At 59.4% G+C, this 17,853-nt stretch carries 16 protein-coding genes; 7 read left to right on the top strand and 9 right to left on the bottom strand.

All coding sequences use genetic code 11. The features are described 5' to 3' along the window. Positions 1–119: 119 nt before the first annotated feature. The gene (locus tag ACJ8IP_RS04610) at positions 120–1,754 is read left to right on the top strand and encodes a peptide ABC transporter substrate-binding protein (protein WP_069100752.1); all 1,635 of its coding nucleotides are present in this window, start codon (positions 120–122) and stop codon (positions 1,752–1,754) included. Between the two features lie 158 nt (positions 1,755–1,912). Here the strand turns inward: ACJ8IP_RS04610 and ACJ8IP_RS04605 are convergent, their stop codons facing one another. From ACJ8IP_RS04605 to ACJ8IP_RS04595, 3 genes are all read right to left on the bottom strand, one after another. Next, complete coding sequence (locus tag ACJ8IP_RS04605) at positions 1,913–2,161, bottom strand: hypothetical protein (protein WP_004930507.1); 249 nt, start codon at positions 2,159–2,161, stop codon at positions 1,913–1,915. A 194-nt stretch (positions 2,162–2,355) separates the two neighbouring features. Next, on the bottom strand, positions 2,356–3,447 hold the full coding sequence (locus ACJ8IP_RS04600; protein WP_164106212.1) for a hypothetical protein: 1,092 nt from the start codon (positions 3,445–3,447) through the stop codon (positions 2,356–2,358). Then, a complete protein-coding gene (locus tag ACJ8IP_RS04595; RefSeq protein WP_223524914.1) occupies positions 3,399–4,208 on the bottom strand; it encodes a hypothetical protein in 810 nt (269 codons plus the stop codon). The genes ACJ8IP_RS04600 and ACJ8IP_RS04595 overlap by 49 nt, the downstream gene beginning before the upstream one ends. A 50-nt stretch (positions 4,209–4,258) precedes the next feature. Between ACJ8IP_RS04595 and zntB the strand changes: the two genes are divergently transcribed. Then, entirely contained in the window at positions 4,259–5,242 is a 984-nt protein-coding gene (zntB, locus tag ACJ8IP_RS04590; RefSeq protein ID WP_033643224.1) for a zinc transporter ZntB, read from the top strand. A 217-nt stretch (positions 5,243–5,459) separates the two neighbouring features. Here zntB and ACJ8IP_RS04585 read toward each other — a convergent pair whose 3' ends face one another. The 3 genes from ACJ8IP_RS04585 to nifJ all read right to left on the bottom strand — a co-directional run bounded on the left by ACJ8IP_RS04585 (position 5,460) and on the right by nifJ (position 10,707). Then, positions 5,460–5,858: a VOC family protein gene (locus ACJ8IP_RS04585; protein WP_442524325.1), complete on the bottom strand. Its 399-nt coding sequence runs from the start codon at positions 5,856–5,858 to the stop codon at positions 5,460–5,462. A gap of 147 nt (positions 5,859–6,005) precedes the next feature. Continuing rightward, positions 6,006–6,944, bottom strand: coding sequence for a tRNA 2-thiocytidine(32) synthetase TtcA (gene ttcA, locus ACJ8IP_RS04580; protein WP_033643222.1), 939 nt, complete (start codon positions 6,942–6,944; stop codon positions 6,006–6,008). A gap of 229 nt (positions 6,945–7,173) precedes the next feature. Further along, on the bottom strand, positions 7,174–10,707 hold the full coding sequence (nifJ, locus tag ACJ8IP_RS04575) for a pyruvate:ferredoxin (flavodoxin) oxidoreductase (RefSeq protein ID WP_164106213.1): 3,534 nt from the start codon (positions 10,705–10,707) through the stop codon (positions 7,174–7,176). 248 nt (positions 10,708–10,955) lie between these two features. On the opposite strand from nifJ, the gene ssmE reads away from it, so the two are divergent. Together ssmE and ACJ8IP_RS04565 are read left to right on the top strand one after the other, a co-directional pair. Next, on the top strand, positions 10,956–11,288 hold the full coding sequence (ssmE, locus tag ACJ8IP_RS04570) for a multidrug efflux SMR transporter SsmE (RefSeq protein WP_033632935.1): 333 nt from the start codon (positions 10,956–10,958) through the stop codon (positions 11,286–11,288). Positions 11,289–11,787: 499 nt separating this feature from the next. After that, positions 11,788–12,042: a DUF333 domain-containing protein gene (locus ACJ8IP_RS04565; RefSeq protein WP_164106214.1), complete on the top strand. Its 255-nt coding sequence runs from the start codon at positions 11,788–11,790 to the stop codon at positions 12,040–12,042. A 29-nt stretch (positions 12,043–12,071) separates the two neighbouring features. Here the strand turns inward: ACJ8IP_RS04565 and hslJ are convergent, their stop codons facing one another. Beyond that, positions 12,072–12,497, bottom strand: a complete 426-nt coding sequence (gene hslJ / locus ACJ8IP_RS04560) for a heat shock protein HslJ (protein WP_033643221.1) — start codon at positions 12,495–12,497, stop codon at positions 12,072–12,074. A gap of 52 nt (positions 12,498–12,549) precedes the next feature. After that, entirely contained in the window at positions 12,550–13,542 is a 993-nt protein-coding gene (locus tag ACJ8IP_RS04555; RefSeq protein WP_033650287.1) for a 2-hydroxyacid dehydrogenase, read from the bottom strand. A gap of 443 nt (positions 13,543–13,985) precedes the next feature. On the opposite strand from ACJ8IP_RS04555, the gene ACJ8IP_RS04550 reads away from it, so the two are divergent. From ACJ8IP_RS04550 to ACJ8IP_RS04540, 3 genes are read left to right on the top strand one after another with little or no spacing between them, the layout of a single operon-like run. Continuing rightward, on the top strand, positions 13,986–16,598 hold the full coding sequence (locus tag ACJ8IP_RS04550) for a YdbH family protein (RefSeq protein WP_442524324.1): 2,613 nt from the start codon (positions 13,986–13,988) through the stop codon (positions 16,596–16,598). After that, positions 16,595–16,792 carry a YnbE family lipoprotein gene (locus ACJ8IP_RS04545; RefSeq protein ID WP_025302979.1) on the top strand — a complete coding sequence of 66 codons (198 nt, stop codon included), beginning with the start codon at positions 16,595–16,597 and terminating at the stop codon, positions 16,790–16,792. Before ACJ8IP_RS04550 ends, ACJ8IP_RS04545 begins: the two co-directional genes overlap by 4 nt. Before the next feature lie 8 nt (positions 16,793–16,800). Then, positions 16,801–17,124, top strand: a complete 324-nt coding sequence (locus ACJ8IP_RS04540) for a YdbL family protein (RefSeq protein ID WP_164106216.1) — start codon at positions 16,801–16,803, stop codon at positions 17,122–17,124. A 119-nt stretch (positions 17,125–17,243) separates the two neighbouring features. Here ACJ8IP_RS04540 and azoR read toward each other — a convergent pair whose 3' ends face one another. After that, a complete protein-coding gene (azoR, locus tag ACJ8IP_RS04535; RefSeq protein ID WP_015377994.1) occupies positions 17,244–17,849 on the bottom strand; it encodes an FMN-dependent NADH-azoreductase in 606 nt (201 codons plus the stop codon). Between the last annotated feature and the right edge of the window lie 4 nt (positions 17,850–17,853).

Genomic DNA, 17,853 nt, shown 5'->3' with positions numbered 1-17,853 from the left:
CACGGGTTTTTTATCGCCTGAATCGCACTTTTTGCAACTTCTCGCCCGCGGGCTCTAGGCCGGATGGATCTTGTGCTATATGATAAAAAATTCAGATGGTTAACGGGGGACAAATCATAATGACGGGAAAAAAAATGCAACGGGGTTTTCGTTTGGCGCTCTGCGCGGCGGCGATCGGCGCCTGTATGAGCAGCGCTATGGCGGCGCAGGTTCCCCCGGGCACCGCGCTGGCGGACAAACAGGAAATCGTGCGCCACATTAAAGACGAACCGGCCTCGCTCGATCCGATCAAAGCGGTTGGCTTGCCGGAGGCTCAGCTGGCGCGCGATCTGTTCGAAGGGCTGGTCAATCAGGACGCCAACGGGAAAGTGATCCCCGGCGTCGCCACCCGCTGGCAGACCAGCGACAATCAGACTTATATTTTCTATCTGCGTAAAGACGCGCGTTGGTCAAACGGTGACCCTGTCACGGCAAAAGACTTCGTCTACAGCTGGCAGCGGCTGGTAGAACCGAAAAATCTGTCGCCGTTCGCCTGGTTCGCGCAGCTGGCGGGGATCCAGAACGCCGAGCAGATCATCAGCGGCAAACTGCCGGCCGATCGCTTGGGCGTATCGGCGCCGGATGACTACACGCTCAAGGTGCAGTTGGACAAGCCGGTGCCGTACTTCGTCAGCCTGACGGCCAACTTCAGCCTGTTCCCGGTGAATAAGGCGGTGGTGGAAAAATACGGCAACGACTGGACCAAGGTCGGCAATCTGGTGGGCAACGGCGCGTTCAAACTGCAGGAGCGGGTGGTGAACGAGAAGCTGGTGCTGACGCCTAATGACCATTACTGGGATCATGCGCGCACCGTGCTGACCAAAGTGACCTTCGTGCCGATCAACCAGGAATCCAACGCCACCAAGCGTTACCTGGCGGGTGACATCGACATCACCGAATCCTTCCCGAAAAACATGTATCAGAAGCTGCTGAAAGACATCCCGGGGCAGGTGTACACCCCGGATCAGCTCGGCACCTATTATTACGCGTTCAACACCCAGCGTGCGCCGACCAACGACGTGCGGGTGCGTCAGGCCTTGTCCTACGCCATCGATCGCAAGATTATCGCGGAGAAAGTGTTGGGCACCGGTGAAAAACCGGCTTATCACTTCACGCCGGACGTCACCGCCGGGTTCAAACCCGAGGCGAGTTTGCTGCAACAGCAGCCGCAGGCGGAGCTGGATGCGCAGGCCAAGGCATTGCTGCAGGCGGCCGGTTACGGCCCGAACAACCCGCTGAAGCTGACGCTGCTGTATAACACTTCCGAGAGCCACCAGAAAATCGCCATCGCCGTGGCCTCGATGTGGAAGAAAAAGCTGGGGATTGACGTCAAGTTGCAAAACCAAGAGTGGAAAACCTACATCGACAGCCGCAATACCGGCAATTTTGATGTGATCCGCGCCTCCTGGGTGGGTGACTATAACGAGGCGTCGACCTTCCTGTCGCTGCTGACCTCCACCCACAGCGGCAATATCGCCAAGTTCAAGAACGCGGACTACGACAAGCTGCTGGCGCAGGCGGGGCGGGAAACCAACCCGGCGGCGGTGACTGCCGATTACAACAAGATGGAACAGATCATTGCCGATCAGGCGCCAATCGCGCCGATATACCAATACACCAACGGCCGCCTGATCAAACCGTGGGTAAAAGGCTACCCGATCACCAATCCGGAAGACGTGGCCTATAGCCAAACGATGTATATCATCAAACACTGAGTGGGCTTATTTATCGCCCCCGCGCAATGCGGGGGCGTTATTTTCTCGACGGCGAAACCACGAGGCTAATTAATTTTTCCACGCGATAAACCCCGTTTAATAATAAACAGGGTTGCCATCATCACATTAATATTGTCTATTTCAGAGAGCGGTTACGCTTACAGACAGTCCCGCATGGCGTCCACCACTACGCGGCCACTCATATCGGTCTGAGTAATGCGGTAGCTGGTGGGATAAGAACGACGGGTACTGAAACGATCGTGGACGGAGACCTTGCCAATCTGCAGGCCGGCGGCGTTTTTCACCACAAACTCACTGATCTCTTCCTGGCCCTGGTTTTGCAAATGGATATTGCTGATTTTTTCCAGCGTATCGCTGGCGTTTATTTTTAAATGGTCGCGTAACATAACTACCTCCTCGTAGTGAGAAAAGTATATGCCCCTAAAATTTGCGCTGAAACAGCTTTTTGTTGATTTATTATTATCATTTTGAATTAAAATTGATAGCAATATGTTAAGTCATAATAATAACGGCATTACCAGCGCTTTATCGGCGATATTGTCTGATTTATCGGCAATGGTTTATTTCAATGCCGTTATTATTAGTCTGCATTAATGGAGAACAGCGCTTGCCTGGCCGCCGGCGCGGGAAAGACGCAGGCGACGTTGTGTCCGCAGCCGGGAACGAGGGTTAACCGATGCGGCTTCTCCGGCGCCAGATAGCGCCGGTCATAGTCGGCATAGGCCAGGGCGCGCTGCAACCGGTAGGGGCCCTGCAGCTGGGCGGCGCAGGATTTGTCGAGTATCCGATAGTAGGCCCCCGGCGCGGTGCCGGTATCACCGTCTGCGGCCAGGTAGGTGATATCCGCCGCCGCATAGCGCCGGCGTGCTGCGTCGGCGGTGCGCTGCAGGTGAGCGGGAAGCGCTTCCGGACCATATTTCCACTGGTTAGCCTGCGGGCACTGGCCGGCGTCCAGCGTTTGCCAGCGGAAGCGACAGGTTTTTTCACTGCCGCAGCGCTCCGGGTGAAGGGGCTGGGGACGCAGGTTGTCAAAATAGAGCCAGCTGCCCGGATCGGCGACGACATAGCGCAGACGCACTCCGTCCGGCGGGTCGGCGAAGCCGACATAATGCTGCACGAATTGGGCGCCGGCGGAGAAACCGGCGACGGTGATCGACTGCAACGACGGCCAGCGCCGTTTCAGATCGGCCAGCAGGTTATCCATGGCGTTGAACGAGCCGGTTTTCCCGCCATTATCCAAACCGCCTTCGATCCAGGAGCCGCAGCGCCACAGGGCGTCCCCCTCTTGCGGCGCCGGCAGCCCGGCGGAACGGCAGCGGGCGGCAAGCGTCTCCGGCACCTGGAACAGCGGGGCGACCAGCAAGCTGTTGTCTCCCGCTCCCTGCGCGGCGTCGATCGCCGCTTGCAATGTCTTGGCGACATCGCGCGGGTAGCCGTGCATCACCACCAGCGCGGTGCGCGGCTGGGGGGAGTGAGCGTGAGCGACAAAATAAGGCAGTGAACCCGCCGCCGTCGGCGCGTGATAGGGTGTGGCGAGGCGTTCTAACACCGGCTCTGCACGAGCCGATTGGCCGAACAGCAGCAGGGCGGCCATTGCGATGCAGCGCAGGCGGCGCATTCTCGTCAGGTTCGGCGCAGCGCAGCGCGCAGTTGTCTCAGGACTTCCCGGCATCGTTGTTCCTCACGCGCTCGTTGATAGTAGCGATAAAAGGCGCGTTCCGAACTGAGGTTGCCCGCGCGTGCCAACTGCCTGAAGGTCAGGTATGCCAGGCTGAACATAATGATAATAAATAATAAACCGGGGAACAGCAGCTGCCAGCCGTCGGTGATGCGCGCATTAGGCAGATAGCGGAGTGAATAGGGCGTAATCAATACCCCTAACTGCTGCAGCCCCCATTGAGTCAACGCAGGGAACAGCACCAGCAACGTAACGAACACCAAATACAGCAAAAAATAGCGACAGGAAAGCAAGAAACGCTTGAACGCGTTATTGGCGCTTGGCCGCAAAACGAAGCCTGCGGGCGTGGCGCGCAAGATTTGCTGACGGCCACCGGTGAAACGATAGCGTTCCAGCGCCGCTACGCTATCCGGCAATGCCAGCAGCAGCTGCAGCGCAACAAGGCCGGCGCTGCGGTTGCCGATATAGTCGCGAAACCGCAACAGACGTATGGGGGCGCTTTGGGGCTTCTCGACGGATTCGAGCAGGTTTAACAGCTTATCGTGGTTTTCCCGCCGAATGCGAAAAGGCGTTTTGACCACGGCGATAAACAGCGTAATGACGGTCGGTAGGACGATTTTCAAGATATCTGCGGTGCTGATTTGTAACATGCGAGTTTCCTCTCGGGCTGTCTTGCGTTCCTGGCAGCAGAAGTATAGACCACGCTTATGGGACAACATGAAAACTGGCGTTACAGCTTGGTCTTTGATCTCCAAGGCGTTAACGCTAGACTCAGCAACATAAGCAAGACTGAGGGGATAAATGAATGGATGTGATTGAGGGGAGCGAGCTGCAGGTCGCCGACGCGGTCTACGCCTACCAGCTGGATGGCAAGGGCGGCGTCACGCCGATCGAGCGGGATGACAAGATCACCTGCGACGCGCCTTGCTGGCTGCATCTTGATTACGCGCACCCGGCCAGCGCCGAATGGCTGAGCACCACGCCGCTGCTGCCGGACTCGGTGCGCGAAGCGCTCTCCGGCGAAAGCTCACGGCCGCGCGTCAGCCGCCAGGGCGAAGGCACCATGATCACGCTGCGCAGCATCAACTTTAACGCCAACTCACGGCCGGACCAGTTGGTCACCATTCGCGTGTACATCACCGATAAACTGATTATCTCCACGCGGCACCGCAAGGTGTATTCCATCGATCAGGTGGTGAACGATTTGCAAAGCGGCGCCGGGCCGACCAACAGCGGCAACTGGCTGGTGGAGATTTCCGATGCGTTGACCGATCACACCAGCGAATTCATTGAGGATCTGCACGACAAGATTATCGATCTGGAGGACGCCTTGCTGGAACAGCAGGTGCCGGAGCGTGGCCAGCTGGCGTTGATCCGTAAACAGCTTATCGTGCTGCGCCGTTACATGGCGCCGCAGCGTGACGTTTTCGCACGGCTAGCCAGCGACCGCCTGCCGTGGATGAGCGACGACGATCGCCGCCGCATGCAGGACATCGCGGATCGCCTGGGGCGCGGGTTGGACGATCTGGACGGCAGCATCGCGCGCACCGCTATCTTGTCCGACGAAATTACCACTGTGATGGCCGACGCGATGAACCGCCGCACTTACACCATGTCGCTGTTGGCGATGGTATTTCTGCCGACCACCTTCCTGACCGGGCTGTTTGGCGTCAACCTTGGCGGCATACCGGGCGGCGGCAACCCCTTCGGTTTCGCGGCATTTTGCCTGATGCTGGTCGGGTTGGTGCTTGGCGTCGCCTGGTGGCTGAAGCGCAGCCGCTGGCTGTAGGCGAAAATGGCGAAAACCCGGTTAACATTGAGCAAAATCAACATTTAGCCGGGGGAAATGGGGCATGATCTCTCTCGCAGGTGAATGCAACGTCAAGCGATGGGCGTTGCGCTCCATAATTGTCTTACTTTCTTATTTTTGAATTACTGCATAGCACATTTGATTCGTACAATGCCGGTTTAATCACCGGCATTTTTTTATTCGATTTCTCTCTTCCTCAGGCCGCGCTTTCATCCCAGAAGCTGGCTTCAATCTTATGCCCATCCAAATCACGGACAAAGCAGCCGTAGTAAGCCTCACCGTAATGCGGCCGCGAACCGTGCGCGCCTTCATCGACGGCGCCGGCCAGCAGCGCCTGGCGATGGAATTCATCCACCTGTTGCTTGCTGGTCGCGAAAAAACCGACGTGCGTGCCGTTGCCGGGTGAAGCGGGCTGGCCGTCGATCGGCACCTGCAGCCAGAACTCCGGGTAGTCGCGGCCATAACCGATCGCGCCGGGATGCTCCAGCACCCGTCGGCAACCCAAGGCGGCCAGCGTGCGATCGTAAAAGGCCGCGGCGGCGACGAAATCGTTCGAGCCCAGCGAGACGTGGGACAGGCAGGGGGTGATATTCATTGCGCGATCTCCATATGACTGTATAAATGCACAGTATAGGGTAAAAACGGCATCGCCCAGCAAATTATGCGCAAACTGTGAACAGGATCGAGATCGTCGAGTGAGGGAAAAGGTCGCCGCTCGCAGGGTGGCGAGCGGCGAGGGGACTTATTTGATTTCCAGCACGTCCAAACGCGCCGGCGCAGGCGCCGCGTCGTCCGAATCTTCCGGCTGCCAGCCGACCGGCTGCATCGGAATGTCTTCGCGATCGAAGGCCAAATCGCCGCCGTCCACCACCGCGCTGCCGTGGTGAATGCCTTTGAAATCGAATAGATTGATATCGCTCAGGTGCGAAGGCACCACGTTTTGCATGGCGCTGAACATGGTTTCCAGCCGGCCTGGGTAACGTTTGTCCCAGTCGCGCAGCATGTCGCCGATCACCTGGCGCTGCAAATTAGGCTGAGAGCCGCACAGATTGCATGGAATGATCGGGAACGCTTTGGCGATCGAGAAACGCTCGATGTCTTTCTCGCGGCAATAGGCCAGCGGGCGAATGACCACGTGCTTACCGTCGTCGCTCATCAGTTTGGGTGGCATGCCTTTCATCTTGCCGCCGTAGAACATGTTGAGGAACAGCGTCTGCAGAATATCGTCGCGGTGGTGGCCCAGCGCGATCTTGGTGGCGCCCAGTTCGGTGGCGGTGCGATACAGAATGCCGCGGCGCAGGCGCGAGCACAGTGAACAGGTGGTTTTGCCTTCCGGGATCTTGTCTTTAACGATGCTGTAGGTGTTTTCTTCGACGATCTTGTACTCCACCCCCAAGCCTTCCAGGTAAGCAGGCAGAATATGCTCAGGGAAGCCGGGCTGTTTCTGGTCGAGATTCACCGCCACCAGCGAGAAATTGATCGGCGCGCTCTGCTGCAGATTGCGCAGGATCTCCAGCATGGTGTAGCTGTCTTTGCCGCCGGACAGACAGACCATGATGCGGTCGCCTTCTTCAATCATATTGAAATCGGCGATCGCTTCGCCCACGTTGCGGCGCAGGCGCTTTTGCAATTTGTTCAGGTTGTACTGCTCTTTTTGGCTAACGGATTGCTTTTCTGACATTTAAATCGTGCTCATTCTCAATGGGGGGCACTAGGGGCATGGCGTTGTAGACCGCGAGTTTACCATTCAACCGGCCGATTTTGATCATTATTCATCATCCAGCTTCCACGCGCCCGACGCGAGGCCTGTATGGTACGGATTGCGCGCAGGAATGCCAGCAGGTTTTATTGCTAAGCCTTACGTCAGCGGTAAAAGATCAGGGCGCGAATCGCTCGCGCCCTGAGGGAGGTTACTCAGCGGCGGACTTTTCCGCCTTGCCGGCCAGCAGGCTGAGGAAATCGTATTTCTCCTTCAGCTCTTTCTCGGCGGCCTGATACAGCGCGCTGGCTACCTCCGGCTGCTGCGCGTTCAGGCGGCGGAAACGCTGTTCTTTCAGCAGCGTTTCCGACAGGTTGCTGTTCGGCGGCCGCGAATCCAGCGCCAATGCGGTCTTGCCCTCGGCGCTGCGGCGCGGATCGAAGCGGTACAGCGGCCAGAAGCCGGTGGCGGTCAGCTGTTTCATCTGATCGTGGCTGAGCGCCAGATCGTAGCCGTGCTCTTCGCACGGGCTGTAAGCGATGATCAGCGACGGCCCCGGATAGGCCTCGGCCTCCTGAATCGCTTTCACCGTCTGGTTGAGCTGCGCCCCCAGCGAGATCTGCGCAACGTAAACATGGCCGTACATCATCATGCTGACGCCCAGATCCTTGCGCGCCTTGCGCTTGCCGTGCTCGCCGAATTTGGTCACCGCGCCGAGCGGCGTGGCCTTCGACTGCTGGCCGCCGGTGTTGGAGTAGCATTGGGTGTCGAGCACCAGCACGTTGACGTTCTCCGTCAGGCTGAGGACGTGATCCAAACCGCCGAAGCCGATGTCGTAGGCCCAGCCGTCCCCGCCGATCAGCCAGATGGATTTATCCACCAGATAGTCGGCGTCGGTCGCCAGCTGGCGCGCATCTTCACCTTCAATACTCGCCAGCAGCGCGCGCAGTTCGGCGATTTGCTTACGGCGCGGCTCCGACGCCACGTCTTCCATCTGCAAGGCATTGACCAACTGCTCCGGCAGCTGCGGCGCCAGCGAATTCAGCAGGCGCAGCACCCGCGCGCGATGTTGATCGACCGTCAAACGGAAGCCCAGGCCGAATTCGGCGTTGTCTTCGAACAGCGAGTTGGCCCATGCCGGCCCGCGCCCTTCGGCGTTGGTGGTGTACGGCGTGGTCGGCAGGTTGCCGCCGTAGATCGACGAACAGCCGGTGGCGTTGGCGATCAGCAAACGGTCGCCATAGAGCTGGGTCAACAGCTTGATGTACGGCGTTTCGCCACAGCCGGAGCAGGCGCCGGAGTACTCGAACAGCGGCGTGATCAGCTGCGAGGTGCGAATGTCGATGCGTTCCAGCTGCGCCGTATCGATTTCCGGCAGCTGCAGGAAGAAATCGTAGTTGTCTTTTTCCGCCGTCAGATTATCGAGGCGTGAGGCCATATTGATGGCCTTGATCTCCGGGTTCTGGCGATCTTTCGCCGGGCAGACCTCGACGCACAGGTTACAGCCGGTGCAATCCTCCGGCGCCACTTGCAGCACGTATTTTTGCCCACGCATATCGCGCGCTTTGACATCCAGCGACTGCAGGGAGGCGGGGGCGTGTTCCATCTCCGCCGGCTGCACGACCTTGGCGCGAATGGCGGAGTGCGGACAGGCGGCGACGCAATGGTTGCACTGGGTGCACAGGTCGGGCTGCCAGACCGGGATCGCTTCGGCGATGTTGCGCTTTTCCCATTGGGTGGTGCCCACCGGCCAGGTGCCGTCCGGCGGGAAGGCGGAAACCGGCAGCGCATCGCCCAGTCCGGCCAGCATCGCGGCGGTAACGGTTTTGACGAAGTCAGGCGCGGCGTCCGAGACCACCGGCGGGCGCATCGGGCTGCTGTCGTCGACCGGCTGCAGCGGGATTTCAATCAGCGCGCCGCGGGTGGCGCCCAGCGCCTGCCAGTTGCGCTCGACGATCTCCTGTCCTTTGCTGCTGTAGCTGCGGGCGATGGCGTCCTGCAGCTGTTGCAGCGCCACGTCGCTCGGCAGGATCTGCGTCAGATGGAAAAACGCCATCTGCATGACGGTGTTGATGCGCGCGCCGAGCCGGCATTCACGCGCCAGCTTGGCGGCGTTGATGATGTAGAAACGCGCCTGGCGTTGATGCAACAGCGCCTGTACCTCCTGCGGCAGGCGCGACCAGACTTCGTCGGCGCCGTAAGGGGTATTGAGCAGGAAGGTGCCGCCGGGTTTGAGGCGCTCAACCATCTGGTACTTATCGATAAACTGCAGCTGGTGGCAGCCGACGAAATCCGCCTGGCTGACCAGATAGGCCGAATTGATCGGCTGCTCGCTGACGCGCAGGTGCGAGACCGTCAGGCCGCCGGCCTTTTTGGAGTCGTAGACGAAATAGCCCTGCGCATACAGCGGCGTGGCGTTGCCGATGATTTTGATGTTGTTCTTGGTGGCCGAGACCGAGCCGTCGCTGCCCAAACCGTAGAATAGCGCTTCCAGCGAGGCGCGCTGCGGCAGGACTTCGTCGCTCAGCGGCAGCGAAAGGCCGGTGACGTCATCGAAGATGCCGATGGTGAAGCGCGGGCGCGGCTGCGGCTGGGCCAGCTCGCGAAACACCGCCAGCGCGCAGTCCGGGCCGAACTCCTTCGACGACAGGCCGTAACGGCCGCCGATCACTCTCGGCAGCGTGGCGCGCTCGCCCCGGCTGTAGGCTTCCGCCAGCGCGGTCATCACGTCCAGATACAGCGGCTCGGCCAGCGCGCCCGGTTCTTTGGTGCGATCGAGCACCGCGACGCTGCGCACGCTGTCCGGCAGCGCGCCGAGCAGGTGTTTGGCGGAGAACGGCCGGAACAGCCGCACTTTCAGCACGCCGACTTTTTCGCCGCGGGTCAGCAGGGTGTCGATCACCTCTTCGCAGGTGCCGGCGGCGGAGCCCATCACCACCACCACGCGTTCGGCTTGCGGGTGGCCATAATAGTCGAACGGCCGGTAGTGGCGGCCGGTGAGGGCGGCGAAGGCCTCCATGGCGTCGATCACGTGCTGGTCGGCGGCGTCATACCAAGGGTTGGTGGCCTCGCGCGACTGGAAATAGGTGTCAGGGTTGGCGGAAGTGCCGCGCACCACCGGATGATCCGGCGACAGCGCCCGGCGGCGGTGGGCGTCGATCGCCGCCTGCGGCAGCATGTGCCGCAACGTATCGTCGCTGAGCGGTACGATTTTATTGATCTCGTGCGAGGTGCGGAACCCGTCGAAAAAGTGGATGAACGGCAGGCGCGCGTTGAGGCTGGCGGTCTGCGAGATCAGCGCGAAATCCTGCGCTTCCTGCACGCTGCCGGCGCACAGCATGGCGCAGCCGGTCTGGCGCACCGCCATCACGTCAGAGTGATCGCCGAAGATTGACAGCGCGTGCGTGGCCACGGTGCGCGCGGCGACGTGCAGCACAAACGGCGTCAGCTCGCCGGCCAGTTTGTACAGCGTCGGGATCATCAGCAGCAGACCCTGCGATGAGGTGAACGAGGTGGACAGCGCGCCGGTCTGCAAGGCGCCGTGCACGGTGGCGATCGCGCCGCCCTCCGACTGCATTTCCACCACTCGCGGGATATCACCCCAGATGTTTTGCCGGCCATCGCCGGACCAGGCGTCCGCCTGCTCCGCCATGGTGGAACTTGGCGTGATAGGGTAGATGGCAATCACTTCGTTGGTGCGATAGGCCACGGAAGCGACTGCATTATTACCATCTGTAGTTATCATCGACATTACCTTTTCATTGCTCACAAAGCCGCGAAAGCGCACTTTCGCAGTAATGGAAAAAAGTCTAACAGAGGGTTTGAACGCGGCTTTATCGCATTTGTGTGGCGGGCGATAAATCGGCAAGCGTATCCAGCATCGCTATTTGCATCGTCGGTTGAGCTCACTTCAATAAATTGTTTTCGCCGTTTAAAGACAATTTATTTCCGGCGCGTCATAATTACGCATCGGTAAACTGACAGAAGAAAACCATGAGCGGATTTATGTATTTGACGATGGCGATAGTCGCGGAAGTGATCGCCACCACCATGTTGAAAGCCTCCGAGGGCTTTACCCGTCTGTGGCCGTCGCTGCTGGTGGTGCTGGGCTACGGCGTGGCGTTTTGGGGGCTGTCGATGGTGGTCAAGAGCATGCCGCTGGGCATTGTGTATGCGATTTGGTCGGGCATGGGGATCGTGCTGGTGTCGGTCGCGGCGGTATTCGTTTATCAGCAAAAATTGGATTGGCCGGCGATTGTCGGCATGGGATTAATTATTGCCGGCGTGCTGGTAATTAATTTACTGTCTAAAGCCTCTGTGCACTGAATGTTATTTTGATGTAAAAAAAGCCGGCGTGACAGCAAGTCGCGCCGGTTGAAGAATTCAGCCATCATTCACTGAAAATAGTGGAATGCTAATTAGTTAGCGCCGTCAGCATAGACGCAAATATCATCCTCTCCGGTAGCAAAAAATGCGCCGTCACGCCGAAAGCACGCGGGGTTAATTAATACCGATATCATGCGAAGAAACCCCGTCGCCGGCAACGGTGACGTTATCACTTTCTCTCTGCGGCCGGGGCAGGCGGTGGGGGCCGCTGTCACGTTTAACCTCCCGCAATGGGGGCGGAAATATTCTGCAAACAAAATAAATGTCCAGCCGGTGCAAAAAAACCACAAATAATGGCCGGAATATATTTTCATTATTTATATATCGAGCTAGATTAAACAAGTTTGCATCAAAGATAGCGAAACGTGTCCGCCAAGTGACGCGCGTTATCGGCAATGGCGATTTTACACAGCGCAGTTCCGGGTTCAGGAGTGGGATAATGACGACATCAAAATGGCTGCTTGCCAGCGCCGTGCTGCTTTTAGCCGCCTGCAGCAGCAACAACGAAGAGCCACTACAGCAGGGCAACAGTGCCAGAATCAATACGTTGCAGACCAGCGCCGGTTGCGCGGCGGTCGGCGGCGTCACCACCATCGCGCACAACTTGAACGGTGAAGCGTTGCGCATGTGCCAGATGCCGAACGGCAAACAGTGTGAGGAACGCACGCTGGGCCTGGGCAGCTGCGCCGGGTAAGCCCACGGCGCCAGGCCTGGCGTCCAGAATCAATATACCCAGTCGCGCAGGGCATAAACCAGCGTGTGGCCGCTGCCGTTGAGCGTCAGCTGCTGCGCGCTCAGCGTCACTTCGGCGCCGTTTTCCAGCACGGTGCCGATCACCCGATCCCAGCGATTGCGCTGCTCATCAGGGCACAGCCTGCGCGTCGAGGCCAACGGTTTTACCGTCAGTACGCCGTCGCGTAATTGCCCCTGGCCGAAAAAGCGGTTGCACATCGCGCCGGACACATGCAGGTTCTCGCCGAACTCCAGATTGAGCAGGACGCCGCCCGTTGGAGATTTTGCCGCTTCGCCATCGACACTCTGCAACACGAAATTATGATGCATCAGATCGCCGGGCGTAACGGTCGCGGGTGGTTTCATGCTGCATCCCCCCAAGACCAGCGCCGCAAGGGCGGCCATCGTTGTTCTCATCGTCGCGCTCTCAAATAAACAGGGCGCCGCAAGGGGCGCCCCGAGATGCCATTTACGCGTTCAACTGGTTCGGGCAGGCTTCGCCGCGATCCAACTGGCTGATGTTCTGCAGCGTGGTTTGCGAAATGCTGGTCAGCGCCTCTTCGGTCAGGAAAGCCTGATGGCCGGTGAACAGCACGTTGTGGCAGGCCGACAGGCGGCGGAACACGTCATCCTGAATCACGTCGTTAGACTTGTCTTCAAAGAACAGATCGCGTTCGTTCTCGTAGACGTCCATCCCGAGCGCGCCGATTTTTTGTTGCTTCAACGCGTCGATGGCGGCGGTAGAGTCGATCAGCGCGCCGCGGCTGGTGTTGATCACCATTACGCCGTTTTTCATCATCGCGAAGGCGTCGGCATTCAGCAGATGGTGGTTTTCCGGCGTCAGCGGGCAGTGCAGGGTGATTACGTCGGATTGCGCGTACAGCGTTTTCAGGTCGACATACTCTGCGCCCAGTTCCAGCGCCTGTTCGCTCGGGAACGGATCGTAAGCCAGCAGCTTCATGCCGAAGCCTTTGAGAATGCGCATCGTCGCCACGCCGATTTTACCGGTGCCGATCACGCCGGCGGTGCGATTGTGCATGTTAAAGCCGATCAGCCCTTCGAGAGAGAAATTGGCGTCGCGGGTGCGTTGATATGCGCGGTGAATACGGCGGTTCAGGCACATCATCATGCCTACCGCGTGTTCCGCCACGGCTTCCGGCGAGTAGGCCGGCACGCGCACTACCTTGATGCCCAGCGCTTTGGCGGCGTCCAAATCGACGTTATTAAAACCGGCGCAGCGCAGGGCGAGAATTTCGACGCCCAGCGCCGCCAGTTCTTCGAGCACTTCACGGCTACCGTCGTCGTTGACGAAGATACACACCGCCTTGCAACCGGCGGCCGTTTTGGCGGTTTTTTTACTGAGTAAAAAGTCGAAGAATTCCAGCTCATAGCCAAACTGCTGATTCACCAGTTCGAGATATTTACGGTCATACTGTTTGGTGCTGTATATCGCCAATTTCATCGTGGTTTCTCCACCGTGATTTTGTGATCAATTTAACAGATTTTAGTAAATTCGACAATTGGTTAGCCACGCTGCAGGGCTGCTGTGGGCTGGCGGCGGTGAAGGGAAGGCGACGGTGAGGCGGGCGACAAAAAAATCCCCACGGGGGTGTGGGGAATGGCTTCTCTAGTACACAGTTAGCTAGCAGCTAAACTTTTATTAGAATGCTTGCAAGACTATTAATCATCAACGGTAACAACAATAACAAAAGTCTGAAAACTGTCCTATTTATGTGATGTATATGTAACGAAAATCTACAACTCCGCGCGCGCTTGCGCCAAAAGGGTGCAAATCGCCTCTGCGACCGCGCTCAGCTTCACCCTATGTCAAATTCGTGCCATCATTATTGTCAATTCAGGCATAGACTTAACCAATGCCTAACACAGGAACGAAGCAATCATTTAATGACCAGGCGATTGAAAGTATTCATAGGGACGGTGGCGGGCTGCGCAATCCTGGTGCTGGCGTTGTGGCAAACCTTGCCGCGCTGGCTGCCGGGGGTGTTATCGCATTGGTTGCCGGCGGGAAGCCGACTGGAGTTGCAGGGCAAATTGCATTGGCGCCAGGGCGGCCTGACGTTGGCGGGGGCGCGTTTCACCGCGCAAGATTGTCTGCTGGCCAGCGTCGGGCCGACGCGGCTGGCTTATCGGCAAGGCCGCTGGCAGCTGTCGAGCGATAAGGTCAGCGTCGATAGCGCCTGTTTGTCAAAACTGCCGGGCGGCGACGCCAACAGCGCGCCGCTTGCGCTCGATCAACTGCAGCGGCAGCTGCCGCCGCTGGATCTCACCATTCATGACCTCACGCTCATTCCCTGGCAGCGTTATGCCGGGAAGCTGCAGCTTTCCTCCGGCTCTGACGGGCAACGTCTGCATTATCGGGGGCCGAATCTCAGCGCCGAGGCGCAGCTGGATGAAAAACAACAGCTGACGTTGCACAGCCTGACCGTCATTCCGCCCAACAGCGCGCAACCGCTGCGCCTCGCCGGCAAGATAACCATTCCGCTGGATCTGGCCAGCCTGCCCACGCAGGGCGCGCTGCAGGGTGAAATGCAGACGGCCTATCTGGAAAAACCGGTTTTGCTGGATATGCGCTGGCAACAGCAGCAGGGCGTGTTGACGGTGAGCGAGAAAGGCGACGATCGGCCGCTGGCGGTGCTGCCGTGGGAAGTGACCCCGCAGCGGGTCAGCATCAAGCAGGGCGAGTGGCGTTGGCCCTACAGCGGACAGCCGTTGAACGGAGGCCTCAGCATCGCGCTGCACGACTGGAGCAAGGGACTGGATGAAACGGAGATCAGCGCGCGGCTGAACGTGATCACGGCCGGCCACAACGGCAAGGGCAATGCGGTGCTCACCCTCGGGCCGGGCAAGGTGGGGCTGACCGACAGCGATCTGCGGTTCCAACTGACCGGCCAGGCCAATCTGGCCGACTTCTCCGCTACCGCGTCGATCCCGGGCGTGCTCGGCGGCAGCATTCTCAATCCGACACTGGTTCTGCAGCCGGGTTCGTTGCTGCGCCTGTGGGGCAAGGTGACGCCGGAAATGACGCTGGAAGAGGCGCGTTTGCCGCTGGCGGGCGTGAAGGTGACCGCCGCCGGTATTACCGGCCGCCTGCAGGCGATTTTGAGCGCCAGCGACAGTTACTGGGGCCGCTTCAAGCTGCATCTGGACGGCCAGGCGCAGGATTTCTGGCCGGACAAGGGCCACTGGCAATGGCGCTACTGGGGCAATGGCCGCTTGCCGCCGCTGCAGGCCGCCTGGGACGTGGCCGGCAGCGGCAGCTGGCGCGACAGCGAGTTGGTGCTCGATAAACTCTCCACCGGCTTCGATAAGTTGAAGTACGGCCTGGTGACGGTCGCCGCGCCGCGCTTGAGCCTCAACCAGCCGCTGCGCTGGCGGCGTGATGAACAAAGCCCGCAGTTCAACGGTGAGCTGCAGCTGGCGGCGGATAAAGTCAGCTTCAGCGATGGCGGCTATCTGCCGGCGCCGGTGCTGGCGCTGCAGGTGAACGGCCGTTCGCCGGACAGTTTCCAGATGCAGGGCAAGCTGCAGGCGCAACAGATCGGTCCGATCGCGCTGCGCGGCCGTTGGGACGGCGAACGTCTGCGCGGCGAAGGCTGGTGGCCGAAACAGTCGCTGAAGGTCTTCCAACCGCTGCTGGCGCCGGATCTCAATCTCACGCTGCGCGACGGCGAGTTTTACGCGCAGTCGGCGTTTTCCGCCGCCCGCGAACAAGGGTTCGAGGCCGGTGGCCACTGGGTGGTCAAAAACGGCGGCATGTGGCTGAAGGACGGGGAGATGAGCGGCCTGGATTTCATCCTGTCGTACCGGTTCAAGCAGCATCACTGGCAATTGGGAGCTAAACAGCCGGTATCGCTGCGCATCAAGTCTTTCACCAACCTGTTCGAGATGCAGAACATTTCCGCCGATTTGCAGGGCACCTACCCTTATAGCGAAGGGCAGCCGCTGACGTTGAGCAACGTCGGCGTGGACATGCTCAACGGGCATATCAGCCTGTCGGCGCTGCGGTTGCCGCAGCATGACGCCGCGGTGCTGAAGCTGGACAAGGTCGATCTCAGCGCGCTGTTTACCGCCCTGAAACCGAAGCAGTTCGCCATGTCCGGCCGCGTCGACGGCGAGTTGCCGCTGTTCTTGAACCATCCGAAGTGGCTGGTGCAAAACGGCTGGATCGCCAACGCCGGCACGTTGACGCTGCGCCTGGACAAAGACATGGCCGACGCCATCGGCAGCAACAACCTGGCGACCGGCGCGGCGATCGACTGGCTGCGCTACATGGAAATCAACCGTTCGCAAGCCCGGGTCGATCTCGACAACCTGGGCGAGCTGACGCTGAGCGCGCGCATCGACGGCATCAACCCGCAGAAAAGCGCCAAGCGCGAGGTGATCCTGAACTATCGCCATCAGGAAAACGTGTTTCAGCTGTGGCGCAGTTTGCGCTTCGGCGACAATTTACAGGAGTGGCTGGAGCAGGCCCTCTCACAACCTGGGGAGCAACAATGAAAATCATGAGTGTGTCGACGCTGGCAGCGGTGCTGTGCGTTTCGCTGCTGAGCGGCTGCGTGCCGCGCATCGAGGTGGCGACGCCTAAGGATCCGATCACCATCAATATGAACGTCAAGATCGAACATGAAATTCATATCAAGGTGGATAAGGACGTCGAAAACCTGCTGAAAACCCAAAGCGGTCTGTTCTAGGAGCCGACATGAAAAAACGTTATTTGTGGTTGGCCGGCGCCGCCTGGCTGTTCAGCGGCGTGGCGATGGCGCTGACGCTGGATGAGGCGAAGCAGCAAGGGCGGGTGGGGGAAACCCTGAGCGGCTACATCGCGCCGGTGCAGCAGGACGCCGAAACTTTGGCGCTGGTGAAGCGCATCAACGCCGGCCGCGCCGAGAAGTATCAGGAAGTGGCGGACGGCAACCATATCGCCGTTGATGAAGTGGCGCGCATGGCCGGCCAGAAGCTGGTGACGCGGGCGCAGAGCGGCGAGTATGTGCGCGGCATCAACGGCCAGTGGCTGAAGAAGTAAAAAAAAGCGCGCCGTCTGGCGCGCTGAATGATACGGATAGATGATTATTATGAGGGTAGTGCAGGTTTGACAAGGCTTGCCTCTTGTCCGGCAGGGGCATGGCGCCCCTGCGCAGGCTTTTACGCGGCAACCACCTGAGACAGGGCCGCTTTGGCGTCTTCCTGTGCTTTGGTCGCCACTTCCGGACCGTAGGCGATGCCTTCCGCGAAGACGAACTCTACGTCGGTGATGCCGATGAAGCCCAGGAACAGACGCAGGTAAGGTTCCACCAGGTCGGTTGGGGTGCCTTTATGAATGCCGCCGCGGCTGGTCAGGATCACGGCGCGTTTGTTTTTCACCAGGCCTTCCGGACCGTTTTCGGTGTAACGGAAGGTCACGCCGGCGCGGGCGACCAGATCGAAATAGTTTTTCAGCTGGGTCGGGATGTTGAAGTTGTACATCGGTGCGGCGATCACGATGACGTCATTGGCCTGCAGCTCGGCGATCAGTTCGTCCGACAGGGCCAGCGCTTCTTGTTGACGCGGAGTCAACGGAGCATCGGAAGGACGCAGCGCGCCAACCAGCTCGCCGTCCAGCACCGGGATTGGCTGTGCGGCCAGATCGCGCACGGTGATGGTGTCGCCGCTGTGGGCGTTGCTCCATTGCTCTACGAAGAAATCGGCCAGTTGGTTAGACTGAGAGTAGGTCGCCAGGATGCTTGATTTCAGAACCAATACGTTGCTCATCGAT

This window comes from Serratia sp. CY52157 (assembly GCF_052168495.1).
GTDB classification, from domain to species: Bacteria; Pseudomonadota; Gammaproteobacteria; order Enterobacterales; family Enterobacteriaceae; genus Serratia; species Serratia ureilytica.
This window is presented reverse-complemented; position numbering and strand designations above follow the sequence as displayed.